Origin of the sequence: Variovorax sp. J31P179 (genome assembly GCF_030316985.1) — a bacterium.
GTDB lineage: Bacteria > Pseudomonadota > Gammaproteobacteria > Burkholderiales > Burkholderiaceae_C > Variovorax > Variovorax ginsengisoli_B.
The window spans coordinates 354,913-380,689 of record NZ_JASZYL010000006.1; the positions used below are offsets into that span (position 1 = coordinate 354,913).

Annotated in this window: 22 protein-coding genes; 8 read left to right on the forward strand and 14 right to left on the reverse strand. The window is 69.1% G+C overall.

What is annotated here, in order from left to right; all coding sequences use genetic code 11:
* Window positions 1–18: 18 nt before the first annotated feature.
* The 6 genes from QTI17_RS18130 to QTI17_RS18155 form a co-directional block, all read right to left on the reverse strand.
* On the reverse strand, window positions 19–6,123 hold the full coding sequence (locus QTI17_RS18130; protein WP_286534808.1) for a hybrid sensor histidine kinase/response regulator: 6,105 nt from the start codon (window positions 6,121–6,123) through the stop codon (window positions 19–21).
* A gap of 16 nt (window positions 6,124–6,139) precedes the next feature.
* Window positions 6,140–8,281: a methyl-accepting chemotaxis protein gene (locus tag QTI17_RS18135; RefSeq protein ID WP_478140400.1), complete on the reverse strand. Its 2,142-nt coding sequence runs from the start codon at window positions 8,279–8,281 to the stop codon at window positions 6,140–6,142.
* A 210-nt stretch (window positions 8,282–8,491) separates the two neighbouring features.
* Window positions 8,492–9,025: a chemotaxis protein CheW gene (locus QTI17_RS18140; RefSeq protein ID WP_286534810.1), complete on the reverse strand. Its 534-nt coding sequence runs from the start codon at window positions 9,023–9,025 to the stop codon at window positions 8,492–8,494.
* Window positions 9,026–9,057: 32 nt separating this feature from the next.
* Window positions 9,058–9,423: a response regulator gene (locus QTI17_RS18145; protein ID WP_286525490.1), complete on the reverse strand. Its 366-nt coding sequence runs from the start codon at window positions 9,421–9,423 to the stop codon at window positions 9,058–9,060.
* Window positions 9,423–9,818, reverse strand: a complete 396-nt coding sequence (locus tag QTI17_RS18150) for a response regulator (protein WP_286534811.1) — start codon at window positions 9,816–9,818, stop codon at window positions 9,423–9,425. Before QTI17_RS18150 ends, QTI17_RS18145 begins: the two co-directional genes overlap by 1 nt.
* A gap of 80 nt (window positions 9,819–9,898) precedes the next feature.
* Window positions 9,899–10,069, reverse strand: coding sequence for a rubredoxin (locus tag QTI17_RS18155; RefSeq protein ID WP_007838397.1), 171 nt, complete (start codon window positions 10,067–10,069; stop codon window positions 9,899–9,901).
* A gap of 111 nt (window positions 10,070–10,180) precedes the next feature.
* Here QTI17_RS18155 and thiD point away from each other — a divergent pair, with 111 nt between their 5' ends.
* The 3 genes from thiD to QTI17_RS18170 all read left to right on the forward strand — a co-directional run bounded on the left by thiD (window position 10,181) and on the right by QTI17_RS18170 (window position 13,054).
* Complete coding sequence (thiD, locus tag QTI17_RS18160; RefSeq protein ID WP_286534812.1) at window positions 10,181–11,140, forward strand: bifunctional hydroxymethylpyrimidine kinase/phosphomethylpyrimidine kinase; 960 nt, start codon at window positions 10,181–10,183, stop codon at window positions 11,138–11,140.
* Window positions 11,141–11,288: 148 nt separating this feature from the next.
* The gene (gene hemL / locus QTI17_RS18165) at window positions 11,289–12,575 is read left to right on the forward strand and encodes a glutamate-1-semialdehyde 2,1-aminomutase (protein ID WP_286534813.1); all 1,287 of its coding nucleotides are present in this window, start codon (window positions 11,289–11,291) and stop codon (window positions 12,573–12,575) included.
* Between the two features lie 5 nt (window positions 12,576–12,580).
* The gene (locus QTI17_RS18170; RefSeq protein ID WP_286525493.1) at window positions 12,581–13,054 is read left to right on the forward strand and encodes a hypothetical protein; all 474 of its coding nucleotides are present in this window, start codon (window positions 12,581–12,583) and stop codon (window positions 13,052–13,054) included.
* Here the strand turns inward: QTI17_RS18170 and purH are convergent.
* From purH to dusB, 3 genes are read right to left on the reverse strand one after another with little or no spacing between them, the layout of a single operon-like run.
* Entirely contained in the window at window positions 13,051–14,622 is a 1,572-nt protein-coding gene (purH, locus tag QTI17_RS18175) for a bifunctional phosphoribosylaminoimidazolecarboxamide formyltransferase/IMP cyclohydrolase (RefSeq protein ID WP_286534814.1), read from the reverse strand. The two genes, QTI17_RS18170 and purH, sit on opposite strands and share 4 nt — an antisense overlap.
* 6 nt (window positions 14,623–14,628) lie before the next feature.
* Entirely contained in the window at window positions 14,629–14,865 is a 237-nt protein-coding gene (locus QTI17_RS18180) for a Fis family transcriptional regulator (RefSeq protein WP_028249493.1), read from the reverse strand.
* Window positions 14,866–14,899: 34 nt separating this feature from the next.
* Window positions 14,900–15,958 (reverse strand): tRNA dihydrouridine synthase DusB, encoded by a 1,059-nt coding sequence (gene dusB, locus QTI17_RS18185; protein WP_286534815.1) that lies wholly within the window; start codon window positions 15,956–15,958, stop codon window positions 14,900–14,902.
* A 171-nt stretch (window positions 15,959–16,129) separates the two neighbouring features.
* Here dusB and QTI17_RS18190 point away from each other — a divergent pair, with 171 nt between their 5' ends.
* Window positions 16,130–16,603, forward strand: coding sequence for a YqaA family protein (locus tag QTI17_RS18190; RefSeq protein ID WP_286534816.1), 474 nt, complete (start codon window positions 16,130–16,132; stop codon window positions 16,601–16,603).
* A gap of 7 nt (window positions 16,604–16,610) precedes the next feature.
* Here the strand turns inward: QTI17_RS18190 and QTI17_RS18195 are convergent, their stop codons facing one another.
* The 3 genes from QTI17_RS18195 to QTI17_RS18205 form a co-directional block, all read right to left on the reverse strand.
* Entirely contained in the window at window positions 16,611–17,285 is a 675-nt protein-coding gene (locus tag QTI17_RS18195; protein ID WP_286534817.1) for a glutathione S-transferase, read from the reverse strand.
* Between the two features lie 8 nt (window positions 17,286–17,293).
* Entirely contained in the window at window positions 17,294–18,385 is a 1,092-nt protein-coding gene (gene ychF, locus QTI17_RS18200) for a redox-regulated ATPase YchF (protein ID WP_286534818.1), read from the reverse strand.
* Window positions 18,386–18,466: 81 nt separating this feature from the next.
* Window positions 18,467–19,348: an MOSC domain-containing protein gene (locus QTI17_RS18205; protein WP_286534819.1), complete on the reverse strand. Its 882-nt coding sequence runs from the start codon at window positions 19,346–19,348 to the stop codon at window positions 18,467–18,469.
* Window positions 19,349–19,490: 142 nt separating this feature from the next.
* On the opposite strand from QTI17_RS18205, the gene QTI17_RS18210 reads away from it, so the two are divergent.
* From QTI17_RS18210 to QTI17_RS18225, 4 genes are all read left to right on the forward strand, one after another.
* Window positions 19,491–20,606: an FAD-dependent monooxygenase gene (locus QTI17_RS18210; protein ID WP_286534820.1), complete on the forward strand. Its 1,116-nt coding sequence runs from the start codon at window positions 19,491–19,493 to the stop codon at window positions 20,604–20,606.
* A gap of 61 nt (window positions 20,607–20,667) precedes the next feature.
* Window positions 20,668–21,345 carry a DsbC family protein gene (locus QTI17_RS18215; protein WP_286534920.1) on the forward strand — a complete coding sequence of 226 codons (678 nt, stop codon included), beginning with the start codon at window positions 20,668–20,670 and terminating at the stop codon, window positions 21,343–21,345.
* Window positions 21,345–23,138, forward strand: coding sequence for a M61 family metallopeptidase (locus tag QTI17_RS18220; RefSeq protein WP_286534821.1), 1,794 nt, complete (start codon window positions 21,345–21,347; stop codon window positions 23,136–23,138). The genes QTI17_RS18215 and QTI17_RS18220 overlap by 1 nt, the downstream gene beginning before the upstream one ends.
* A gap of 39 nt (window positions 23,139–23,177) precedes the next feature.
* Complete coding sequence (locus QTI17_RS18225; RefSeq protein WP_286534822.1) at window positions 23,178–23,957, forward strand: enoyl-CoA hydratase; 780 nt, start codon at window positions 23,178–23,180, stop codon at window positions 23,955–23,957.
* Between the two features lie 3 nt (window positions 23,958–23,960).
* Here QTI17_RS18225 and QTI17_RS18230 read toward each other — a convergent pair whose 3' ends face one another.
* Complete coding sequence (locus QTI17_RS18230) at window positions 23,961–25,001, reverse strand: hypothetical protein (protein WP_286534823.1); 1,041 nt, start codon at window positions 24,999–25,001, stop codon at window positions 23,961–23,963.
* Entirely contained in the window at window positions 24,998–25,672 is a 675-nt protein-coding gene (locus QTI17_RS18235; protein WP_286534824.1) for an RNA polymerase sigma factor, read from the reverse strand. Before QTI17_RS18235 ends, QTI17_RS18230 begins: the two co-directional genes overlap by 4 nt.
* Between the last annotated feature and the right edge of the window lie 105 nt (window positions 25,673–25,777).

Here is a 25,777-nt window from a genome sequence, read left to right on the forward strand (position 1 = left end):
CCTCCTCGGCCGACAAGATCAGGCCGCCAGCACCGCCGGCAGCTCGACCCCCGTATAGCTCCGCACCAGCCGCAGCAGTTCGTCTTCCGAGTACGGCTTGCCCAGGTAGTGGTTGACCCCCAGCGCCCGTGCATGGTCGTGGTGCTTCTCGGCGATGCGCGAGGTGATCATGATGATCGGCAGGTCGGCCAGCGACTGGTCGGCGCGGATGTTGCGCGCCAGGTCGAAGCCGTCCATGCGCGGCATCTCGATGTCGGACAGCACGACCGCCGGGCGCTCCTGCTGCAGCCGCTCGAGCGCCTGCAGGCCGTCGGCCGCCAGCGCCACGCGGTAGCCTTCGCGCTGCAGCAGGCGCTGGGTGACGCGGCGCACCGTGATCGAGTCGTCCACCACCAGCACCAGCGGCACCTGCGGCACCACCGCCGCCTGCACGGCCACCGGCTCGGCACCGCGCAGCGCCGGCTGGCGGCGGGCGGCGGACTGGAATTCGCGCGCCTGCTCGCCATGCACCGCGGCCAGTGCCACCGGGTTGTAGATCAGCGCGACCGCGCCCGAGGCCAGGACCGAGATCGCCGCCATGCCGGGCAGCCGCGACAGCTGAGGCCCGAGGTTCTTGACCACCACTTCCTGGTTGCCCAGCACTTCGTCCACGTGCAGCGCGACACGCTGCGCCGCGCTGCGCACGACCACGATCGTGTTGGCCTTGCCCGGCGCACGCTCGCTGCGCGCCGACGACTGCAGCAGCGCACCGGCCCAGTAGAACGGCACCTGCTCGCCGCCGAAGGGGTAGCGCTGCTCGAGGTAGGCGGATTCGAGGTCCGAGGCGCTGGCGCGCAGCACCAGTTCGACCAAGTTGGAAGGCACGCCGATCGAGGTGCCGCCGGCGCGCAGCATGACCACGTGCGTCACGGCAGTGGTCAGCGGCAGCACCAGCTTGAAGACGGTGCCCTGGCCCGGTTGGCTGTGGGTCTCGATGCGGCCGCCGAGGGCGGCGACTTCGGCCCGCACGACGTCCATGCCGATCCCGCGGCCCGCCAGCTCGGACACCTGTTCCGCGGTCGAGAAGCCCGGCTGGAAGATCAGTTCGGCCGCTTCGGCGGGGCTGAGCGGCTGGCCTTGGGCCACCAGGCCGAGCGCCTGTGCGCGTTCGACGATGCGCGCATGGTTCAGGCCGGCGCCGTCGTCGCGGAAGCTCACCGAGACGTCGTTGCCTTCGTGGTGCAGCTCGATCACGATCAGGCCGCTGGCCTCCTTGCCGGCCCGCTCGCGCGTGGCGGCGTCCTCGATGCCATGCGCCACGCAGTTGCGCAGCAGATGCTCGAAAGCTGGCGTCATGCGGTCGAGCACGCCGCGGTCCATCTCGATCGAGCCGCCGGTGATGTCCAGGCGCACCTGCTTGCCGGTGTCCTTGGACGCCTGGCGCACCACGCGGTAGAGCCGCTCGGAGATGCCTTCGAACTCCACCATGCGCGTGCGCAGCAGGCCGCGCTGCAGTTCGCGCGTCTGGCGCGCCTGGGCGCTGAGGTCGTCTTCGGTCGCCTGAACGGTCTTCTGCAGCGTGCGCTGAACGGTCGCCACGTCGTTGACCGACTCGGCCATCATCCGGGTCAGTTCCTGCACGCGGGTGAAGCGGTCGAACTCGAGCGGATCGAAGCCCTGCTGCGAATCCTTGGCTTGCGCCAGTCTCGACTGCATCTGGCTTTCGGCCTGGACCTCGATGTCGCGCAACTGCTGGCGCAAGCGGTCGAGGTTGCCGGTCAGGTCGCTGAGCGAACTGCGCAGCTGGCCGATCTCGGCTTCGAGCCGCGAGCGGGTGATGATGACTTCGCCGGCCTGCGCCACCAGACGGTCGAGCAGGTGGGTGCGGATGCGCACCGCCTGGCTCGACACGGCGCGCAGCGGCGTCAGGGCCGACGGCGACGGCAGCGCCACCGCGGCGCGGTCGGCCGCGGGTGCGGCCACGGCGGCCGGCGCTTCGGCCACGGCCGCGAGCGGCGGCGGCTCGACCGGCTGGGGCGAGGCCGGCGCGGCCACCGCGCGCTGCACCAGTTCGGTCTGGATCGCATCGTCGGCGGCGCGCAGCCCGTCGAAGGTGGCCTGCAAGGCGTCGAAGCGCACCAGCAGTTTCTCGATCGAGTCCCGCTCGACGCCCACGGAGCCGAGCATTTCGATCTCGGATTCCATGCGGTGCGCACGCTCGCCCAGCCGCATCGCGCCCGCCAGCCGGGCACTGCCCTTGAGCGTGTGAAGGGTGCGCAGCGTCGACGAACGCGGCGCCGTATCCTCGGGGCGCTGCGCCCAGTCGCGCAAGGCGGCGCCGAGCTGCGGCAGCAGTTCGGCAGCTTCTTCCTCGAAGATCGGGAACAGGTCGACGTCGACCGCGTCGGCCACGTCGATGGCGTCCTCGGAATCGTCGAGCGCCACGTCGGCCATGGCGTCGCGCACCAGGTGCGGATAGACCGGACGGGTGGCGAGCGGTTCGGCCGGCAGCACCGAGGCCGCCACCTCGCGCAGCGCGCGCAGCGTGCCTTCGACCGGATCCTTGAGGACGCCGGCGGCGAACTGATGCAGCAGGCGGCGCAGCTCTTCGGCCGCACCGACCAGCACCGCGCCCTGCTGGGGGGTGCCGCGGCCCTGCATCTGCAGATGCTGCAAGGCCGCCTCGAGCAGGCGCGCCATGCCCGACAGGCTCTGGAAGCCGACCGTCGCCGAACTGCCGGCCAGCGAATGCGCGAGGCCGATCGTCGAGTCAGCGACCCGCTGGTGCGACTCGAGCGCCCATTCGCCGACTTCGGTGGCCAGTTGCCGCGACCATTCGTCGGCTTCGTTGAGATAGACGTTGTAGAGCGCGATGCCGATGCGCAGCGGCCCGATGACCTTGACCTGTTCCTCGGCGCTCGGAAGGGCCGGGCGCTCGGGTTCGATCTCGATCGGCGGCGCGGCCACGGGAGCTTCGACCTCGGCCGCCACGGATTGGACGACGGGCTCGGGCTCGGGCTCGGGCTCGGGCTCGGGCTCGGGCTCCGGTTCCGGTTCAGGTTCGGGCTCGACCTCCGTCTCGGCGGCTTGCACCACCGGTGCCAGTGACAGCGGTTCGATCACGGGCTCGACCTCGAGCACCGGCTCGGGTTCCGGCTCCGGCTCCGGCTCCGGCATCGGTTCCGGTATCGGCTCCGGCGCCGTTTCGACGGCCTGCGGCGGCTCGGCCGGCGCTTCGGGCTCCAGCCTCAATTCGAAGGACAGCGCCGGTTCTGCTTCGGGCTCGGCCGGAACCTGGCGTGCCACGGGCTCGAGCGACGTATGGACGGTCTCCAGGAAATCGACGTCCTCCAGCGTGCCCAGGTCGGGCGGCGCCTCGGGCGCAGGCGTACCGTCGAAATCCAGAAAGTCGGTCGAGGCGAAATCGTCCGGGACCCGCGGCGCATCCTCCTCCTGAGAGGCCTCCTGCAGGCCCGACCAGACGGTGGGCACTTCGGCGTCCGCAGGCTCGGCGGGCGCCTCCGCGACCGGCTGCTCGTCCACGGGCAGGTCGAGCTCGATCGGCCCGAGTTCGAGATCGGGAAGCTCCGGAAGCTCGAGTGCCGGCAGCGGTGCCTCTGGCTCGACAGCGGGCGGCGCGGCCTCGGCCAGCGAATCGGCCGCGATGTGGCGCGCGGCGGCCACCAGCGCGTCGGCATCGGCCACGCGCGGCGTCGGCGCCAGCGGCTCGCCGGAGCGCAGGGCCTCGGCCATGCTGCGGAACGGCGCCGATTGCCAGCCGTGCGGCTGGTTGGCGGCGATGGCCTCGACCCACTTGGCGAAATCGGTCAGCGCGCTGCGCGTGCCGGCGATCAGTTCCGGCGTCGCCGGGCGCTGGTCGGCCAGCCAGGTGTTCAGCACCTGCTCGAACGACCAGGCGGCCTCGCCGAAGTCCATCAGCCCGACCATTCGGGAGCTGCCCTTGAGGGTGTGGAAGGCCCGGCGCAGCACGGTCAGCTCGCCATCGTCGTCCGGGCGCGACGTCAGCGCGGACACCGCGGCCAGGCCGTTGTGCAGCACTTCGCGCGCCTCGTCGAGGAAGATGTTCTGGAGGTCGTCTTCCTCGAGCTCCGTGACTTCGGTGTCGGGCATCAGCCCGTCAAGCGGCGCCGGTCCGGTGATCTTCGCAGTCCAGCTGGCGGTCGCGCGGCTGAACTCCTCGATCGGCGACGGCGCCGGCTTGCTGCGCCCGCCCGGGGCGGCGAGCGCCGCCAGCTTGGCCGCGATCTGCGCGTCCACTTCCTCGACGCTCAGCACGGTGTCGGTCACTGCGACCGGCCCGGAGGCCGAAGCGAAGGACGGCGCCGGCGCCGCGGCCGCGGCCTCCGGCGCGCCGGCTTCGGCGGCTTGCCGGCCCATCAGGGGCTTGAGCTCGCCGAGTTCGGCATCGAACACGAACAGGCGCTTGGCCAGTGCCGGCTGGTAGCTCAGCATGTCGATCAGGAAGCCCAGCGCGCCCAGGTTGTTGCCGAGCGAATCGAAAGCGCGGATCTCGTCGGCGGGCGACTCCTCGGCCAGCAGCTGGTCGACGTTCTCGCGCATGCGCTGCACGGTCTGCGCGGCCTGGTCGAGGCCGAGCACCGAAAACACGCCGCGCATCTGCAGCAGCTGGTTCGGCACGGTGCGCAGCAGGCCTTTTTCGGTCGGCCGGCGGAAGAACTGGTCGAGCGACTTCTCGAGCTCGCTCAGGTGGCTGCGCAGTTCCCCGACCACGGTGCCCATGGTCTGGCGGTCGCTGACGCGGCGGTAGAGCTCCTCCATCCAGGGCTCGAGCGGCTCCGAACGGCCGCCGTCGCGCGCCCGCTCGATGCGGCCCGCGAGCTGGACGGTGCGCGCCGTGAGCTGGCGATCGTGCGGATCCAGGTCTTCGAAGGCGGCCTCGAGGTAGAGCACCGAGGTCGCGACTTCCATCGCCAGCTCGGTCGCCGGCGGCTGGCCCGAACGCAGCGAAGCCTCGACCGCATTGTTGAGCGCCTGCACCATCGGCGCGCTCGGCGGATGCAGCTTCTGCAGCGATTCACCGAGCTGCACGAAGGTGTCGGCCACCTGCCGCGTGCGGCTCACGTCGCCGCCCGAGAGCGCCGACCACATTTCCTTGGCCGACTCGATGCGCTTGCGCGCCTGCGCCAGCACCAGCGGGTCGAAGCGGCCGAACTGTTCGATCGTGTAGTCGACGGTCTGCTCGTTGGCCACGCCCCAGGCGATGCGCACCGCGCGCAAGGTGGCGGCTTCGTCGCGCGGACCGGGCACGGCCTGGGCGCAGAAGAACAGCAGGTCCTGGCCCAGCCGGTCGGAGACCGTGTTGTCGCCGCGCGCCAGCGTGGCGTACTGCAGCAGCACGCGCGAGGCGGCCCGCTTCACGTGGGCATCGGCCGGGATCAGCGCCAGCGCCAGGGCCTCGAAGAAACCGGCCGCCAGGGTCCAGAAGCTCGCGACCCGCGGCACCGAGGCGCCGCGCCCGAGACCGAGGCACAGCGCCTGCAGCCGGCGGGCTGCGTGATCGTCGCCGCTCTTCACGACCTTGAGCACTTCGCGGTCGAGCTTGGAGCGCACCGCCGGGTCATAGACCAGCGCGGTTTGCGTGGGCGCCGGCTTGATCTCGACCCAGCGCCAGGTCATGCTCCAGAGGTCGGCCGGGTGGACTCGCTCGTTGCCGACCAGTTCGAGCACCTCGCGGTACTGCGGGAACAGCGCCACCGACGAGACCACCTTGCCGGCGATCATCGCGTTGAGGAAATCGGCGACCGCGAAGCCGGCGCGGTCGATCTTCTGGACCGCGGCCTCGTTGCAGCGCAAAGGCTCGCTGGCAAAGCTCTGGACCGCGAACTCCATCGCCCCCAGCACCAGGGCCGGCGCCGTGTGGCCCACCATCTGGAGCGCGCCGACCGCCTGGTGCAGTTGCAGGCGCGCCTGGCGCAGCGGCGCGGTGTCGAGCTCGGAACCCGGCAACGCCGTGGCCGCCTCGCGGGCGAAGCGGCGCAGCGTCTTGCCTACCCCGTCGAGCGTCTTCTGGATTTCTCCCAATACCCAGGCCAGCGGCCCAAGATCCTCGGTGGCCGGCGCGTTGCCGGCTGTGTGGGCGGTGGCGGGGCTTTGGATCGACACGTTGGGCGCTCGGCGTTCAGGCAATCTTGAAACGAGACACGGACTGGCGCAACTCTTCAGCCATGTGCGAGAGCTCGCGCACCTGCTGCGCGGTGGTCCGCGTGCCTTCGCCGGTCTGTTCCGTCACGGCGAAGATGTGCTGGATGTTGGCCGCCACCACGTTGGCCGAATCGGCTTCGCGGGAGGCCGACTGCGAAATCTGCTCGATCAGGTCGGCCAGGCGGCGCGACACGCGGTCGATCTCGGACAGCGCGGTGCCGGCGTTGTCGGACAGCTTCGCGCCTTCGACCACGCCCTGGGTCGAGCGCTCCATGGCGCCGACCGCGTCCTGGGTGTCGGTCTGAATCGCCTTCACCAGCGCCGAGATCTGGCGCGTGGCGTCGGCGGAGCGTTCGGCCAGCCGCTGCACTTCTTCCGCCACCACCGAGAAGCCGCGACCGGCTTCACCGGCCGACGCGGCCTGGATGGCGGCGTTGAGCGCCAGCACGTTGGTCTGTTCGGTAATGTCCGAGATCAGCTCGGTGATTTCGCCGATCTCCTGGGACGATTCGCCGAGGCGCTTGATCCGCTTGGAGGTTTCCTGGATCTGGTCGCGGATCGAGTTCATGCCGCCGATCGCGTTCTGCACCGCCTGCAGGCCCGACGAAGCGGCTTGCAGCGATTGCCGCGCCACCGTGGCCGATTCCTGTGCCTGCGAGGACACGCCGTTGATGCGCTCGGCCATGGTCAGCACCGACTGGCCGGTTTCGCGGATCTCGCGCAGCTGTTCGGTCGAGGCCGCCAGCAGCTCGGTCGAGGTGCTTTCCACCTGCGAGGTGGTCTGCGCCACGCGGGTCGCCGTGTTCTGCACGTTGCCCACCAGCAGGCGCAGTTCTTCCACCGTGTAGTTCACCGAGTCGGCGATCGCGCCGGTGATGTCCTCGGTCACGGTGGCTTCCTGCGTCAGGTCGCCTTCGGCCACCGTCTGCAGTTCGTTCATCAGGCGAAGAATGGCGGCCTGGTTGGCGGCGTTGACGCGGCTGGCGTCCTCGCTCACGCGCTCGGCTTCGACCCGGTCGCGTTCCGCCGCGGCGGCACGTTCGCGGCCTTCGCGCACCTGCACGAAACCGATCGCGCCGGCCAGTGCCAGGGCGGCCAGCGACAGCACGAACAGCATCACGACCGTGCCGGCGCCCAGGCCGGTGCGGGCCGAGAGCTTGTCCTGCAGGTCGCCGAGCGAGGTGCGCAGCGGTTCGCTGTCGGTCAGGATCGCGGCCTGCGCTTCGCGCGCGGCGACCAGGCCCTGCAGGTTGCCCAGGATGGCGCCGGCCTGCGTGCGGGTCGTTTCGTAGGTCTTCAGGATCGCTTCGAGCTGCTGGCGGGTCTGCGCGTCGCGGGTGCCCGGCAGGCGCTGCTGCGGGCTGCCGTCGAGCAGGCCGCGGGTGATTTCCTGGAAGCTGTTCAGGTCCTTGCCGAGCAGGAACACGGCGTCGGGGCTCACGCCTTCGACCGTCAGGAACTCGTTGGCCGACTTGCCGATGCGCTGGGTCAGCATCACGAGCTGGCCGGCGGCCGAGATCTCGGGGATGGTCGCGTTCTGCTGCATCTTGAGCGACGCCACGGTCTCGGCCATCTCGAGCAGATCCGACGACTGGCGGTTGATGTCGCGCAGCGCGGTGCCGACCTGCGTCAGGATCTTCTGCTGCGCCAGCACGGCCTTGGCGCTCTTGTCGGCGCGCTCGACCAGCGGGTTGATCTTGCCGAGCTCGGTGTCGTACTGGCTGCCCACGCGCTCCAGCTTGAGCGCGTCGTCGCCGTTCGTCAGGCCCTGCACGCGACGCGTCAGGTCGTCGGCACTGTCGCGCACTTCGGTGAAGGCGCCGACGTTGCCGACCAGCGCCTGCGACACCGACTTGGCGAGCCGCTGCGACTGCATCAGCGACTGGCCGGTGGCGGCCACCTGCTGGGCCAGCCGTTCGGCGCGCAGGATGGCGGAGCCGGCCACCAGCAGCAGCAGCAGCACCACGCCGGCCAGGGCCAGCGCCAGGATCCGCTGCTGGCGCGCCGGGCTGGCGCGCTGCGAGCGCCTGGAGCGCGCGGCTGGCGGTCGCTCGGCACCGGTGCTCTCGACCGGCGCCGCCGCCTCTTCGCTTTGCACCACCGTGTCCTCCAGCTGCATCGGCTCGGGCTCGGGCGCCGCGTCGCGTCGCACGTGCTCGACCCTGTCCTCGGCCGTCTGCACGGTTTCGATGCTGTCCAGCGACAGGGTGGCGGCGCTGTCGCCGCCCACCGCCACCGGGTTGCCGCCCTGCGGCATGAATTTCTTGAACTTGTCGGCGATCGAGCTCACGGTCGGTCCTTCAGGTTGTAAACGTGCACGGCTGGCCGCTCAGGCGCCAATGCTCAGGAACTGGGGTTGCTGGGACAGCGCCTGCAGGTTGATCTCCTGCCAGCGGCCTCCGGCGGCGTCTGTGTACGAATGTCCGAGCCAGGGTGGGGACTCTGCCTGTGGCGCTTCGGAAGCCACGAAGGCATCGACGCCGCGCAGCCCGACCAGGCGGTCGATCAGCAGGGCGCAGTTGACTTCGAGCAGCTCGTTGAGCGCCACCAGCCGGGACTGCGCGCGGGTCGCCTCGTTCAGCACCGGCGGCGCGGCGCCGCCGGTGGCGAAGGTCGACAGCTGCACGACGCCGAACAGGCCGCCGCGCAGGTTGGCCACGCCGAGAAACCAGGGCTCGGTGTAGGGCACGGACTGCGGCGCCACCCAGGGAAAGATCTCGCCCGCATGCCCGAGCGGGAACAGGTACTTCGCTTCGCCGGCCTCGACGGCCAGCCACGAGGCGGAAGCGTCCGAGGTGCGCGCGGCCTGCAGGCGGCTGGCGAGCCGGGACTGGAAAGCACGGAGAGCGTCGCGGTTGGCCATGGGCGGGTTGGATGGACGAGGGTTTCGATCGATCAGGCCAGGGCGCTGATCTTGGCCATCAGCTCGGTGGCATTCACCGGCTTGACGATGTAGTCGCGGGCGCCCTGGCGCATGCCCCAGACGCGGTCCGTTTCCTGGTTCTTGCTGGTGCAGAGAATGATCGGCACCGCAGCGTACTGCGGATTGCGGGCGATGGCACGGGTGAGCTGGAAGCCGTTCTGGCCCGGCATCACGACGTCCATCAGGATCAGGTCGGGCTGTTCTTCCTCGAGCCGGCGCATCGCGTCGTCCGCGTTCTCGGCCGTCTTGACCGAAAAGCCGTTCTTCTGGAGCAGGTCGGTGAGGAACAACAGTTCCGTCTTCGAGTCGTCGACCACGAGCACTTTGCGAATCGCCATTACGAGGTTTCCTGAACGAGGCCGAACTGCTGCACGGCATGGAGCAGCTGGTCCTTGGTGAATGGTTTGGTGAGGTAGTCCTGCGAGCCGACCATGCGGCCGCGCGCCTTGTCGAAGACGCCGTCCTTGGAGGACAGCATGACGACCGGGACGTTGGAGAAGGTCGCGTTGCGCTTGATGATGGCGCAGGTCTGATAGCCGTCGAGGCGCGGCATCAGGATGTCGCAGAAAATCAGGTGGGGCTTGTGGTCGTTGACCTTCGACAGGGCGTCGAAGCCGTCCTCGGCGAGCAGCACTTCATGGCCGCCCTGCTTCAGGAAGATCTCGGCGCTTCGCCGAATGGTGTTGCTGTCGTCGATGACGAGCACCTTGTAGCCGGATCCATTCGCGCTCATTCGCACCGCTCCTGTATGACACCTTGCAGACCGCTGCGCCCCCTCTCAGGATCGCAGGAAGCGCGGCCCTATGCCATGCTTCAGATCTCAACCATCTCGAAATCTTCCTTGCGTGCCCCGCATTCCGGGCAGGTCCAGTTCATCGGAACATCCGCCCATGCCGTGCCGGCCGCAATACCATCCTCTGGCACGCCGACCGCCTCGTCATAGATCCACCCACAAATCAGGCACATCCAGGTTTTCGTATTCATCGCAGCTTAAGGTCCCTGTTCATCAAATGCAACGATCGTATCCAAACGTATCAACAATTCGCGTGACAAGCGTCTCAGTTATGCCACCATCTGTTGAGCCCTGATTTGAGTATGAAAACTTATCTACTACCACCAGAGCACGACCGCAAAGTGAGCGATCTTACCGACCCCTCGGACGACACCGACGCAGACGACGCCGATTTGAATCCACCCTGCGTGCTGGTGTTCAATGCCAGCGACCCGAGCGGGGCCGGCGGCCTGGGCGGCGACGCCCTGGCCATGGCCTCGGTCGGCGCCCACATGCTGGCGGTGGTGACGGGCGCCTACGCGCGCGACACGGCCGAGATCTTCGACCACTTCGCCTTCGAGGAAGAGGCGGTGGCCGAGCAGGCGCGCTCGATCCTCGAGGATGTCGAGGTGCAGCTGATCAAGGTCGGCTTCGTCGGATCGCCCGAAAACCTCAGCACCGTGGCCGAGACCGCGACCGACTACCCCGAAGTGCCGGTGGTCGCCTACATGCCGAACCTCTCGTGGTGGGAAGACGCCCAGATCGAGGCCTACCTCGATGCCTTCCGCGACCTGGTGCTGCCGCAGACCACGGTGCTGGTCGGCAACCACAGCACGCTGTGGCGCTGGCTGCTGCCCGACTGGAGCGGCGAGCGGCCGCCGACGGCGCGCGACATCGCGATGGCGGCCGGGGAATTCGGCGTGCCCTACACACTGGTCACGGGGCTGATGCTGCCGGACCAGTTCATCGACAACGTGCTGGCCTCGCCTCAGGCGGTGCTCGCGAGCGAGAAGTACGAGCGGCTGGACGCCGTGTTCGCCGGCGCCGGCGACACCTTGTCGGCCGCGCTGGCGGCGCTGCTCGCCAGCGGCACCGACCTGGTCGCGGCCACCGCCGAGGCGCTCAGCTACATGGACCGCTGCCTCGACGCCGGCTTCCGCCCCGGCATGGGCCACGTGCTGCCCGACCGCCTGTTCTGGGCCCAGCCCGAGGAGGACGAGGACAATGACGACCTCGCGTCCCCCACGGACTTCGCCCTCCCCCCGCACGACACCCGGCATTAGCTCGCCCCCAGGTCGGGCTCACTGCGTGTAGCCCTCCCACCCCCTGCCGGGGGCAACACCAGCGGCCCGGCAAAGCCGGTTCCGCGGTGTTTCACCAACGGGCCTGGCTTCGCCGGCCGCGGCAAGCGACATGAAAGATACTCTGCCAATGCCAAACATGGACCAGAACGAGATCCTCTTCGAGCGCGCCCGCGCCGTCATTCCCGGAGGCGTCAATTCGCCGGTGCGGGCCTTCAAGGCCGTGGGCGGCACGCCGCGCTTCGTGAAGCGCGCGCAGGGCGCCTACTTCTGGGACGCCGATGACAAGCGCTACATCGACTACATCGGCTCGTGGGGCCCGATGATCCTCGGCCATGGACATCCGGCCGTGGTCGAGGCAGTGCAGCGCGCCGTCACCGAAGGTTTCTCGTTCGGCGCCCCGACCGAGCGCGAGATCGAGCTGGCCGAAGCCATCCTGGCGCTGGTGCCGTCGATGGAGATGGTGCGCCTCGTGAGCTCGGGCACCGAGGCCGCGATGAGCGCGCTGCGCCTGGCCCGTGGCGCCACCGGCCGCAAATACATCATCAAGTTCGAAGGCTGCTACCACGGCCATGCCGACGCCCTGCTGGTCAAGGCCGGCTCCGGCCTCGCGACCTTCGGCAACCCGACCTCGGCCGGCGTGCCGCCCGAGGTGGTGCAGCACACGCTGGTGCTCGAGTACAACAACCTGGCCCAGCTCGAGGAAGCCTTCGCGCTGCACGGCCACGAGATCGCCTGCCTGATGATCGAGGCGATCGCCGGCAACATGAATTTCGTCCGCGCCAGCGCGGCCTTCGCCAAGCGCTGCCGCGAACTGTGCACGCAGTACGGTGCACTGTTGGTGTTCGACGAAGTGATGACCGGCTTCCGCGTCGGCCTGCGCGGCGCCCAGGGCGTGCTCGGCGTCACGCCCGACCTCACGGTGCTGGGCAAGGTGATCGGCGGCGGCATGCCGCTGGCGGCCTTCGGCGGACCGCGCGCGATCATGGAACAGCTGGCGCCGATGGGGCCGGTCTACCAGGCCGGCACCCTGTCGGGCAACCCGGTGGCGACCGCCTGCGGACTCGCCACCCTCAAGGAGATCGCCAAGCCGGGCTTCTACGAAGCGCTGTCGACCAAGACACGGTCGCTGGTCGACGGCCTGAAGGCCGCCGCGGCCGCCGAGGGCGTGCCCTTCAGCGCCGACAGCGAAGGCGGCATGTTCGGCTTCTTCCTGCTCGACGCGCTGCCGCAGAACTACACGGCGGTGATGAAGAGCGACGGCACGAAATTCAACACGCTGTTCCACGGCCTGCTGGAGCGCGGCGTCTACATCGCGCCGGCGCTCTACGAGGCCGGCTTCGTGAGCGCCGCGCACAGCGACGACGACATCGCCGCCAGCGTCGAGGCGGCGCGCCAGATCTTCAAGACGCTGTAGGCGCAGTGAAGCTGCCATCGCTCCTGGCAGGCGCGTGCCTGCTGCTGCCCGGCCTTGCGCTGGCCCAGGCCGACATCAGCCAGGTCTGGATCAACCCGGGCTTCTATTCGCTGCATTTCGATCGCAACAAGGGGCTGGAAGACGCCAACCCGGGGATCGGCATCGAGTGGCCGATCGACAAGACCTTCTCGGCCACCGCTGGCCGGTTCCGCAACAGCGACCGCGACTACTCGAACTACATCGGCTTGTACGTGATGCCCTTCGAGTTCCACGGCGTGAAGCTGGGCGCCGTGGTGGGCGGCTTCGACGGCTACCAGATGACCAACAACGGCGGCTGGTTCCCGGCGCTCATCCCGACCGCGGCGATCGAGGGCAAGCACTGGGGATTGAACATCGCGATCATCCCCAGCATCAAGGACAAGCTCTACGGCGCCATCAGCTTCCAGCTGAAGTACCGCTTCTCCGACGGCAGCGATTAATGCCGGAAGTGGCGCACGCCCGATAGCACCATGACCACGCCGCGCTCATCGGCGGCGGCTATCACTTCCTGGTCGCGCATCGAGCCGCCGGGCTGGATCACCGAGGTCGCACCGGCGTCCACCACCACGTCGAGCCCGTCGCGGAACGGGAAGAAGGCATCGCTCGCGACCGCGGTGCCGGCCAGCGACAGGTTCGCGTGCTGGGCCTTGATGCTGGCGATGCGCGCCGAATCGAGACGGCTCATCTGGCCGGCGCCGACGCCCATGGTCATGCCGTCGGCACAGAACACGATCGCGTTGCTCTTGACGAACTTGGCGACTTTCCAGGCGAACAGCAGGTCCTGCAGCTGCTGCGGGGTCGGCTGCTTCTTGCTCACGACCTTGAGCTCGCCGATCGACAGCTCGCGATTGTCGGCGGTCTGCATCAGCAGGCCAGAACCGATGCGCTTGACGTCGACCGCGTTGCGGCCGTTGTCCCAGTCGCTCTTGCCGCCCGGCGGCAGCGCGATCTCGAGGATGCGCACGTTGACCTTGCTCTTGAAGACTTCCAGCGCCTCGGCCGAGTAGCCCGGCGCCATCAGCACTTCGACGAACTGCTTGCTGACCGCTTCGGCCGCGGCCCGGTCCAGCGGCCGGTTGAAGGCGATGATGCCGCCGAAGGCCGAGGTCGGATCGGTCTTGAAGGCCTTGCTGTAGGACTCGAGGGCATCCTTGCCGGTGGCGACGCCGCAGGGGTTGGCGTGCTTGACGATCACGCAGGCCGGCGTGTCGAAGCTCTTCACGCATTCCCATGCCGCGTCGGCATCGGCGATGTTGTTGTAGCTGAGTTCCTTGCCCTGCAGCTGCTTCGCCGTCACCAGCGAACCGGGCGCCGGGTACAGGTCGCGATAGAAAGCGGCCTGCTGGTGCGGGTTCTCGCCATAGCGCAGGTCCTGCAGCTTGACGAAGCGGCCGTTGCTCTGGGCCGGGAACAGCGCGTGGGCGCCGTCTTCCTGGATGCGGGAGAGGTAGTCGCTGATCGCGCCGTCGTACTGGCTGATGCGATTGAAGGCAGCCACCGAGAAGGCGAACTTGGTCTTGTCGCTGAGCTTGCCGTCGGCCTTGAGTTCGGCCAGCGCCAGCGGGTACTGGGAGGCATCGGTCAGCACGCCGACGTCCTTCCAGTTCTTGGCCGCGCTGCGCACCATCGCCGGACCGCCGATGTCGATGTTCTCGATCGCGTCCTCGAGCGTGCAGCCGGGCTTGGCGACCGTGGCCTCGAACGGGTAGAGGTTGACCACCAGCAGGTCGATGGTGGCGATGCCGTGTTCCTTCAACGCAGCCATGTGCGCCGGCACATCGCGCCGCGCCAGCAGGCCGCCGTGCACCTTCGGGTGCAGCGTCTTGACCCGGCCGTCGAGCATCTCGGGAAAGCCGGTGTGGTCGGCCACTTCGGTGACCGGCAGGCCGGCGTCGGCCAGCAGCTTGGCGGTGCCGCCGGTGGACAGCAGATGAATGCCCAGCGCATGCAGCGCCTGGGCGAATTCGAGGATGCCGGTCTTGTCGGATACGGAGATCAGTGCGTTCATCGGGAATTACTTCAAGAGTTTGTGTTCGACCAGCTTCTTGCGCAGCGTGTTTCGGTTGAGGCCGAGCCATTGCGCGGCCTTGGATTGGTTGCCCTCGGCGCGCGTCATGACGACGTCGAGCAAAGGCTTCTCGACCACCCGCACCAGCATCTCGTACATGCCGTCGGGTTCGGTGCCGCGGAGATCGCGGAAATAGCTGTCCAGGCTGCTGCGTACGCAGTCTTCGATGTGTTTCTTGCTCATGGCCTTCTCTTCTTCTCCTCTTGTTCTGCTTTTCTTACGCCAATGCGTCGGCTGCCTGTTCGTCCAGCTGATCGAGTTCGCCCTCGGCTGCGGCAGGAATGCGGTCCATCTGACCCGCGAGCGTGTCGAAGAACCCGGCCACGGCGCGCCATTGCGCATCGCAATCCTCGATCGCGTTCATCGCAGTGCGGAACGCCTCGCCGCCGGGAAGCGCGCGCACATACCAGCCGATGTGCTTGCGCGCCGTTCGCACGCCGCTGTAGTCGCCGTAGAGGGCGTAGTGCTCCTTCAGGTGGTCCAGCATCAGTCGACGCACTTCGGCCACCAGCGGCGGGGCCCGATGCGTACCTGTATCGAGGAAGTGGGCGATCTCGCGGAAGATCCACGGCCGGCCCTGCGCAGCACGGCCGATCATGATGGCGTCCGCGCCGGTCAGCGCCAGAACGTCGCGCGCTTTCTCTGGTGAAGTGATGTCGCCGTTGGCGACAACCGGAATGCGCACCGCGGCCTTGACCGCCGCGATGGTGTCGTATTCGGCCCGGCCCTTGTAGCCCTGCTCGCGCGTGCGGCCGTGCACGGTCAGCATCTGGACGCCGGCCTGCTCGAAGCGGCGCGCCAGTGTCACGGCGTTGCGACTGTCGTCGCTCCAGCCGGTGCGCATCTTGAGCGTGACCGGCACCCCGTGCGGCAGTGCGGCACGGACCACCGCCTCGGCGATCTCGAGCGCCAGCGGCTCGTCGCGCATCAAGGCCGAGCCGGCCCACTTGTTGCAGACCTTCTTGGCCGGGCATCCCATGTTGATGTCGATGATCTGCGCGCCGCGGTCGATGTTGTATTGCGCGGCCTCGAACATCATGTCGGCATCGGTGCCTGCGATCTGCACCGAGATGGGGCCGGGTTCGCCGTCGTGGTTGGCGCGGCGCGAGGTCTTCAGCGTGCCCCAGAGTTCCTTGCGCGAGGTGACCATCTCGCTGACCGCGTAGCCAGCGCCGAGCTCGCGGCACAGCATGCGGAACGGCCGGTCCGTGACGCCCGCCATGGGGGCGACGAACAGGCTGTTTTCCAGCGCGATATGGCCGATCTGCAGGGTCATGGAGGAGGTTGGCGCGCGCTGGGCTGCTGAAAAATGAGGCACGATTGTAGCGGCGCGGCGCTGCTTCGGCTGAAACGATTTGCACCCTCGCCGCGCAGGTGGGGCCCCCAAGATGAGGGTTCTCGCCTACGCCGGGGCCGGCCCGCGCCTTTCTATACTGCGCGCACACCTATGCAAGCATGGCTCGACTCCCTCCTGGCGCTCCTGGCGCTTCCTCAGTACGGGCTCAGTACGGTGTTCATCGCCGCCTTCGTGTCGGCGACCTTGCTGCCGGTGGGATCGGAGCCGGTGCTGTTCGGCCTGCTCAAGCTCAACCCGGACATGTTCTGGGAGGCCATCGCGGTCGCCACAATCGGCAACACCTTGGGCGGCGTCGTCGACTGGTGGATGGGCTACGGCGCCCACAAGGTGGCGGACAAGTATTCGCATTCGAAGCACCACCTGCGGGTGCTGGGCTGGCTGGAGCGGCTCGGCCCCAAGGCCTGCCTGCTGGCCTGGCTGCCGATCGTCGGCGATCCGCTGTGCGCGGTCGCCGGCTGGCTCAAGCTGTCGTTCTGGCCCTGCGTGTTCTATATGGCGGTCGGCAAGTTCGCACGCTACCTCACGATGACCGTGGCGCTGCTCTACATCTGGCCGAACAACTGAGGCGGCGTCAGCTCAACAGCCCGTAGGGGCCGCCGCGCTCCAGTGCGCGCGCGTAGGCCGGGCGCGCATGGATGCGTTCGAGCCAGGCCATCAGCTTCGGCCGCGAGGCATCGAGGCCGCCGCGGGCCCGCGCGGCCTCGACCGGAAAACTCATCTGGATGTCGGCGCCGGTGAAGGCGTCGCCGGCGAACCACTCGCTCTTGCCGAGTTCGCCCTCCATGAAGTCGAGGTGGGTCTTGAGGCTCGGCAGGATGAAGGCCGCGCGGGCCTTGTCGGCGATGCCCTTGGCGATCGGCCTGGCGAAGAACGGCATCTTCGCCTTCTCGACCCGGTCGAACATCAGCTTGAGCAGCAGCGGCGGCATGGCCGAGCCTTCGGCGTAGTGCAGCCAGTAGCGGTAGCGCAGGGCCTCCGGCGTGCCGGCCACGGGCGACAGCCGGCCATCGCCGTAGTGCTCGACCAGGGTCTCGATGATGGCGCCCGACTCGGCCAGCGTCATGCCCTCGTCGGTGGTGACCACCGGCGACTTTCCCAGCGGATGAACCTGCTTGAGTTCGGGCGGCGCGAGCATGGTCTTGGCGTCGCGCTGGTAGCGCACCACCTCGTACGGAAGCTCGAGTTCCTCGAGCAGCCAGAGCACGCGTTGCGAGCGCGAATTGTTGAGGTGGTGGACCGTGATCATGCAGGCGCTCAGGAGCTGAACAGGAAGTTCATCACGTCGCCATCCTTGACGACGTAGTCCTTGCCTTCGGCGCGCATCTTGCCCGCGTCCTTGGCGCCCTGTTCGCCCTTGAAGGCGATGAAGTCGTTGAAGGCGATGGTCTGGGCACGGATGTAGCCCTTCTCGAAATCGGTGTGGATCACGCCGGCCGCCTGCGGGCCGGTGTCGCCGATGTGGATGGTCCAGGCGCGCACTTCCTTGACGCCGGCCGTGAAGTAGGTCTGCAGGCCCAGCAGCGTGTAGGCGGCACGGATCAGGCGGTTCAGGCCCGGCTCCTCCTGGCCGATCTCGGCCAGGAACATCTTGCGGTCCTCGTCGTCCATGTCGGCGAGTTCGGCTTCGATCTTGGCGCAGATGGCCACCACCGGCGCGTTCTGCGCCGCGGCGTACTCGCGCAGTCGGTCGAGGAAGGGGTTGTTCTCGAAGCCGTCCTCGGACACGTTGCCGACGAACATCGCGGGCTTGGCGGTGATCAGCGAGAACTGCTTGACCAGCGGCTTGTCTTCCTTGCTGAACTCGATCGAGCGCACCGGCTTGTTCTCGTTCAGCGCCGCCTGGCACTTCTCGAGCAGCGCCACCAGCTTGATGGCTTCCTTGTCGCCCGAGCGGGCGGTCTTGGTGTGGCGGTGCAGCGCCTTCTCGACCGTCGACAGGTCGGCCAGGCAGAGCTCGGTCTGGATCACCTCGATGTCGGAGATCGGGTCGACCTTGCCGGCCACGTGGATCACGTTGTCGTCCTCGAAGCAGCGCACCACGTTGACGATGGCGTCGGTCTCGCGGATGTGGGCCAGGAACTGGTTGCCCAGGCCTTCGCCCTGGCTGGCACCGGCGACCAGGCCCGCGATGTCGACGAACTCGACGATCGCCGGCACCACGCGCTCGGGCTGGACGATGTCGGCCAGTTGCGCCAGCCGCGGATCGGGCACTTCGACCACGCCCACATTGGGCTCGATGGTGCAGAAGGGGTAGTTCTCGGCCGCGATGCCTGCCTTGGTCAAGGCATTGAAGAGGGTGGACTTGCCGACGTTGGGCAGGCCGACGATGCCGCACTGGAGGCTCATGGCGGGTGCTTTCAGAATTCTGGGGGTAACCGGGTATTTTAGGCGCCCGGCATCAGGCCGGTGTCAGGCCGGTGGCGGGCGCTATTCGAAGCGCAGGTTGCCGCCCACTGGCTGACCGACCCGGAGCGCATGCTCCAGCCCCTGCAGCACGATCGCATTCATCCCGAAAGTGATCGCGCCATCGACCCGCGGGTCCGAGCGGTAGGTGCGCAGCGTGTCGCCCACTTCGGGGCTGCTGACGGCGGTCCGGGGGTCGATGTCGGGGATCGGGCAGCGCGCGCAGGGCTTGACCGGCCGCATCAGCACCTCGCCCTCGGCGGTCGCGATGTGCAGGGTCTCGACGCGGTCCTCGTCGTGCGCTTCGACGCCCGCCAGCACGATGTTGGGCCGGAACCGCTCGATGCCGACCGCCGGATGGCCGGCGGCCCCCAGCTTCGCGTTCAGCTCCGCCAGTGAGCCCTCGCTTGCGACGAGCAGCGGGAAGCCGTCCGCGAACTGGTTCAGGGCTTCGACGCCTTCCGTCCATTTCAGGCTCGACAGGCGCCGCTCGTCGGGGTCGAAGCGCACCATGCGCAGCTTCTGCGGCCGCCCGGGCTCCGACAGGAAGTCAGTGAACCACTGGGCCGCGATGTCGCCCATGTCGTAGGCCGCCACCTCGTCCTTCCAGACCTTGACCCGGACCGGCTGCTCGACCCGGTCGAAGGCAATGTGCAGCGCCAACATGCCGGGGGCGCGCAGCACCATCTCGGAGTGCTTGAGCTGCGGGCGGACCAGCGCCATGCGGGGCAGTTCGCGCTGGCTGACGAATTCGCCCTGTGCGTCCACCACCATCCAGGCGCGGTCGAATTCCAGTCCGGTCTCGATCAGCAGGGCTTCGTCCAGCTCGACCCCGGCGCAAGACTTGACCGGGTAGACGAACAGGCGGGCGATGGTGGCTTGGAGATCGAAATCGGCAGCATTCACGGGTTGGGTCCCTTCTCGGAAGGACTAGATTGTGCGGGAGTCAGGCCGGCGCCGGGCCGCCCCAAGGCGGCCTGCGGCCCCCTCGGGGGGGCAGCGAACCACACGCAGTGGGGAGCGTGGGGGCCACATCTACAATCTCCGAATGGCTCTTCCCCCCGAAGTTTGCATTCGCGGCGCCGGCATCGTCGGCCGGACGCTGGCGCTGCTGCTGGCCCGCGAACGCGTCCGCGTGGCGCTGGTCGTGCCCGCCGTGCCGCCGACCGGCCAGGATGTGCGCGCCTATGCGCTCAACAGTGCCTCGAAGACCCTGCTCGAATCGCTGCGCGCCTGGCCCGCCGCGGCCCATGCCACCCCGGTGCGCGAAATGCAGGTGCATGGCGACGAAGGCGGACGGGTCCAGTTCTCCGCCGCCCGCCAGAAGGTCGATGCGCTGGCCTGGATCGTCGACGTGCCCGCGCTCGAGCAGCAACTGAGCGACGCGGTGCGCTTCCAGCCCCGCGTCGAGGTCGTCGCCGCGCCGGTGGCCGCCCCCTTGACCGTGGTCTGCGAAGGCCGCATCAGCGCCACCCGCGAAGCGCTCGGCGTGGGCTACGAGGTCACGCGCTATCCCCAGCATGCGATCGCCGCCCGGCTCGAAGCCGAGCAGGCGCACGACGGCATCGCGCGCCAGTGGTTCAACGACAAGGGCGAGGTGCTGGCGCTGTTGCCGCTCGGCGACACCGACCGTTCGCTGGCGCTGGTCTGGTCGGTCGACCAGTTCCACGCCCCGACCTTGCTGGCGCAGCCGGCCGATGCCTTCACCGCCGCCCTGCGCGAAGCCAGCCACGACGCGCTCGGCGCGTTCCGGCTCACCAGCGAGCGCAGCGCCTGGCCGCTGCAGCGGGCCATCGCCGATCGCTGGACCGGCGCCTTCGGCGACGGCGGCGCCTGGGCACTGGCCGGCGACGCCGCCCACACGGTGCATCCGCTGGCCGGCCAGGGCCTGAACCTGGGCCTGGGCGATGCCGCCGCGCTGGCCGAGGTGATCCGCACCCGCGACTACTGGCGCAGCGTGGGCGACGCCCGGCTGCTGCGCCGCTACGAGCGCGCACGCCGCACCGACGTGCTGTCGATGAGCCTCGCCACCGACGGCCTGCAGCAACTCTTCGCCCACAGCGCCGACCCCCTGCCGGCGCTGCGCAACTGGGGCATGCGCGGTTTCGACCGCACACGGCTCGTCAAGAACTGGATCGCCCGCCAGGCCATGGGCCTGCAGTGATCCCCGGAACATCACCATGAAGCACCCTGTCCGCCCCCTGTTCGCCGCCCTGGCGGCCCTGATGTTCGGCATGGCGCTGAGCGCCACCGCCGGCGAGGCCGAGATCCGCAAGAACCTCGCCGCGCGGATCCCGCAGTTCGCCAAGATCGACGAGGTCACGAAGGCGCCGATCCCCGGCCTCTACGAGGTGCGGGTCAACGGCTTCGAGATCTTCTACACCGACGAACAGGGCAACTACCTGCTGCAGGGCAACCTGATCGACGTCAAGGAACGCAAGAACCTCACAGAGGAACGGGTCGAGAAGCTCAGCCAGGTGGCCTTCGACAAGCTGCCCGGCAAGGACGCCATCAAGATCGTGCGCGGCAACGGCAAGCGCCGGCTGGCGGTGTTCGCCGACCCGAACTGCGGCTACTGCAAGCAGTTCGAGCGCGACCTGACCAAGGTCGACAACGTCACGATCCAGCTCTTCCTCTACCCGGTGCTCGGACCCGACTCGGTGGTCAAGTCGCGCAACATCTGGTGCGCCAAGGACAAGGCCAAGTCGTGGGACGACTGGATGCAGCGCGGCGTCGCGCCGGCGGCCGCCGAATGCGACACCACGGCCCTCACGCGCAACCGCGAGTTCGGCCAGAAATACAACATCACCGGCACGCCGACCCTGATCTTCAGCGACGGCACGCGCGCACCTGGCGCGATCCCCGCCGCGCAGGTCGAGAAGCAACTCGCCGCGCTCAATTGATGGCCACGCCGGCCGTCCACTGCCGCGTCGAGTGCGCGGATCGCAAGGCGCATCTGTTCGCCGTCACGCTCACCGTCGCCGAGCCGGCCGCACTGCAGCGCCTGGCGCTCGCGGCCTGGATTCCCGGCAGCTACCTGGTGCGCGAGTTCTCGAAGAACCTGCAGCAGCTGCGCGCCCAGCAGGGGCGCCGCAAGCTGGTCGTGCGCCAACTCGACAAGGCCGGCTGGGAAGTCGACTGCGCGCCGGGCAGGCCGCTGGTGCTGCGCTACGAGGTCTGCGCCTACGACAACTCGGTGCGCACCGCCTGGCTGGACGCCGACCGCGCCTTCTTCAACGCCACCAGCGTGTGCCTGCAGGTCGAAGGCCAGGTCGACGCGCCGCATGCGCTCGAGGTGGTGGCGCCGCCCGCCGCCGCCGACGGCGCGCGCTGGTCCTGCGCCACCGCCTTGCAGCCGACCCGCATCGACCGCCAGGGCTTCGGCAGCTACCTGGCCGCGAACTTCGACGAACTGGCCGACAGCCCGGTCGAGATGGGCCCGTTCTGGAGCGCCGAATTCGAGGCCTGCGGCGTGCCGCACCGCTTCGTGGTCGCCGGCGCGCCGGCCTCCTTCGATGGCGAGCGGCTGATTGCCGACACCCAGGCGATCTGCGAGACGCAGATGCGCTTCTGGCATGGCGACAAGGTCGGCAAGCGCGGCGGCCCGAAGCCGCCGCACGACCGCTACGTGTTCATGCTCAACGCCGTCGACGACGGCTACGGCGGTCTGGAGCACCGCCATTCGACGGTGCTGATCTGCACCCGGCGCGACCTGCCGCAGCTCGGCGCCCGCAAGCAGCCCGAGGGCTATACCACCTTGCTCGGCCTGGTCAGCCACGAGTACTTCCACACCTGGAACGTGAAGCGCCTGCGGCCGGTGGAGTTCGCGCGCTACGACTACGGCCGCGAGAACTACACCGAGCTGCTGTGGCTGTTCGAGGGTTTCACCAGCTACTACGACGACCTGCTGCTGCGCCGCGCCGGGCGCATCGACGACGCCACCTATCTCCGCCTCGTCAACAAGACGGTCAACCAGGTCCTGCAGACGCCGGGCCGGCTGGTGCAGTCGGTGGCCCAGGCCAGCTTCGACGCCTGGATCAAGTACTACCGCCAGGACGAGCAGACGCCCAACACCACGGTGAGCTACTACACCAAGGGCGCCCTGGTCGCCATGTGCTTCGACCTCACGCTGCGCGCCGAAGGCAAGGGCACGCTCGACGACGTGATGCGGCTGCTGTGGAAGCAGACCGACGGCGGTCCGATCGCCGAGTCCGACGTCGCCGCCGCGCTGGAAACGGTCGGCGGCCGGTCGTACGCGGCCGAACTCGCGCGCTGGGTCCACACCACCGACGAGCTGCCCCTGGCCGACCTGCTGCGCGCCCACGGCGTGGCCGCGCTCGACGACCCGGCGCAGCGGGCGCAGGAGCTCGGCCTGCGCGTCACCGAGACCGGCGGCAGCATCCAGGTCAAGGTGGTGCTGCGCGGCGGCGCCGCCGAACAGGCCGGCTTCTCGGCCAACGACGAATGGATCGGCATCGAGCTGCCGGCGGCCAAGGGCCGGCCGGCCCAGGGCTGGCGCCTGACGCGGCTCGACGACCTCGCGCTCTACCTCGGGCCGCTGCGCAAGGCGACGGCCCTGGTCGCCCGCGATCGCCGCCTGCTGCGCCTGCCGCTCACGCTGCCCGCCGGCGTCACGACCTGGCGCCTGTTCGCGCAGGACCCGGCCCGGATGGCCGCCTGGCTGCATCCGCAGTAGCCACCGCCCCCCCAGATTGTTCGTTTCAAGGAGACACCCATGAGCTACGAGAACATCGAGGTGCGCATCGAAGCCGAGAAGGTCGGCATCGTCACGCTGAACCGCCCGAAGGCGCTGAACGCGCTCAACGATGCGCTGATGACCGAGCTGGGCCAGGCGCTGAAGGCCTTCGACGCCGACCCGGCGATCGGCTGCATCATCCTGACCGGCAGCGAGCGCGCCTTCGCGGCCGGTGCCGACATCGCGGCAATGGCCAAGTACAGCTTCCAGGATGTCTACAAGGGCGAGTACATCACGCGCAACTGGGAGACCATCCGCCAGATCCGCAAGCCGGTGATCGCCGCGGTGAGCGGCTTCGCGCTCGGCGGCGGCTGCGAGTTGGCGATGATGTGCGACTTCATCATCGCGGCCGACAACGCGAAGTTCGGCCAGCCCGAGATCAAGATCGGCGTCATTCCCGGGGCCGGCGGCACCCAGCGGCTGCCGCGCGCGGTCGGCAAGTCCAAGGCCATGGACATGGCGCTGACGGCCCGCATGATGGACGCCACCGAGGCCGAGCGTGCCGGACTGGTGAGCCGCATCGTGCCGTACGAGAAGCTGGCCGAGGAGGCCCTCGGCGCGGCCCTGACGATCGCGAGCTTCTCGCAGATCGCGGTGATGGCGGCCAAGGAATCGGTCAACCGGGCCTTCGAGGGCGGGCTGTCCGACGGCGTGATGTTCGAACGCCGGCTGTTCCACGCGCTGTTCGCGACCGCCGACCAGAAGGAAGGCATGGACGCCTTCCTGACCAAGCGCACGCCCGACTTCAAGAACGAATAGCCGTCAGGGATTGCGCGGCGGCTCCGGTGCGGCGGCCGCTTCGGGTGCCGTCACGGCCTCCTGCAGCGCCTGGCGCAGCGCCGCCAGCGCTTGCGGCGATGGCGCCCCCGTGGCCGGCGGCGCCCGGCCTTCGCGCCAGCGCACCTGGCCGCCGGAAATCTCGAACACGGCGAGCGAGTCCGGACCGCGTTCCAGCGTGACCCGCCACTCGGGCGTGCCGGCCAAGGGACGGGGCCCGACGGCCGACAGCGCGGCAGATCCCAACAGCGCGTTGAGTTCGCGCGCCTCGGGCCGCGAGAGGCTGCGGCTCTCGCCGCCGCGCCGGCTGATCGTGATGCGGCTCCAGGTCGCCAGCGCGTCGAAGGTCGGGGGGTCGGTCTCGTCGGTGCGGACGGTGGGCGACGGCTTGCGGGCCGGATCGGGCGGCAGCGCGGCGGCCACGCCCGGTGCGACCTGCGCCGGCGCACGTTCGTCGATCGAAGGAAGGGTTGCGGGGCCGCGCGGGGGTGGCGGCATGGCGACCGGGGGCGCGACCCGGACCGGCGGCGGCGTTCGCAGCGGCGCAGTTGCTGGCGGTGGCGGTGGTGGTGGCGCTGGCGCTGGCGGTGGCGGCATGGGGATCGGCTCCAGCGACGGCAACAGCGAGGCGACCGGCCCGTCTGCAGCTGCAGACGCCGGCGCAGGCGGCTTCGGTGGCGCTGGCCGAAGCGCATCTTTCGCGATCTCGGCATCGAGCTTTGGACCGGTCGGCTGGCGCTGCCAGAGCACGCCCGCGACGAGCGCCGCGAGGGCGATGGCGAAGACCGCGCCCCATCGTTTGCCGCGTCGACCGCGACCTTCCGATTGCCACCACGGCCGGGCGGCACGCTCCAGTTCGGCTGCGTCGGTGGCCGGGTCGGTCGCGCCGACGGCATCGTGAGCGTCGCGCAGGATCGCCTTGCGCAGCCGCCAGTCGGGCGCCGCACTCTGGTCGGGCGCGTGAAGCAGCGCCTTGCGCAGGCGGTCGTCGCGCAGGTCGTCGGGCGCGTCTTTGGCGGCACTCATGCGTGGGGCACCAATACAGAGAGATAGCGCTCCATGCAGCCGCGCAATTTCTTCAAGGCCCGGCCCTGGTGGCCGCGAACGGTCTCGGCGCCGATGTCGAGGGTGGCCGCCATCGCCTCCAGCGTGAAGCCCTCCTCCTGGTGCAGCAGGAAGGCGGCGCGCTGGTCGTCCGGCAGTTCGTCGAGGCAGGCAAGCAGGCGCCGCCCGGCCGCCTGCCAGAAGGCCAGTTCCTCCGGCGACGGCTGCGCGCCATCGTTGGCGGCGGCGGCGCTGCCGTGGCGCAGCAGGCCGCGGCTGAAGAGCTGCGCCGCCTCCAGGCCATCGCCGTCCTCGTCATGGGCGTAGAACGCCACCTCGCGGCCGCTGACCCGCAGCCGCTCGTTCGCCATGCGGTACGCGATCGTGAAGGCCCAGACACGCCAGTTCGACTGCTTGGGCGAAAAACTGTCCCGCGCCGACACGATGCGCGACCAAGTCTCCTCGAACACCTCCCCCACCTCGGCCGCCAGCCGCAGGCCCAGCAGGCGGCGCACGAAGCGGAACAAGGCGCTCTCATGGCGCTCGTAGAGCGCGTCGAAGGCGTGGGCGTTGCCGCCGGCGTAGGCCAGCATCAACTGGTCGTCGCTGAGGGCGTCGAAGGGGTCGGGAATCGCGGCGGCGGGCGAAGGCATCGGCGGATTTTGACCTGATGCGCTGCGGCCGGCGAAATCGCCCGCCGCTCATGAAAGTTTGGAGGGCTGGATCGACACGCCGCAGAAAAGGCTATAATCCTGGGC